Origin of the sequence: Desulfovibrio desulfuricans (assembly GCF_024460775.1) — a bacterium.
GTDB classification, from domain to species: Bacteria; Desulfobacterota; Desulfovibrionia; order Desulfovibrionales; family Desulfovibrionaceae; genus Desulfovibrio; species Desulfovibrio desulfuricans_E.
Genome location: NZ_JANFYZ010000120.1, coordinates 1 through 228, shown reverse-complemented (window position 1 = coordinate 228; position 228 = coordinate 1). Strand labels below are relative to the sequence as shown.

Below are 228 nucleotides of genomic sequence, written 5' to 3'. Positions count from 1 at the left end.
CAAAGTACGCAAAAAGAAGGAGTGGTTGGAAAATGCAAAGCATGGTTTTTCATTTCTTGTAAAATATGGGTATGCGGGCGATGGAAGATGGAATTATGTATTGGACAGAAAAGGGAATGTTTTGGAAGGTACAATCTCAATATTTTCTGATTTTCATGTTTTGCAGGGGGTGGCAGAATACCTTAAAATAGAAGAAGTAAGAACGCCGGAAAATATGGAACTTTTAAA

Annotated in this window: 1 protein-coding gene; it reads left to right on the top strand. The window is 36.4% G+C overall.

From position 1 onward, the window contains the following. On the top strand, nt 1-228 hold a 228-nt coding region (locus NE637_RS15620; protein ID WP_256267839.1), incomplete at both ends, for a hypothetical protein.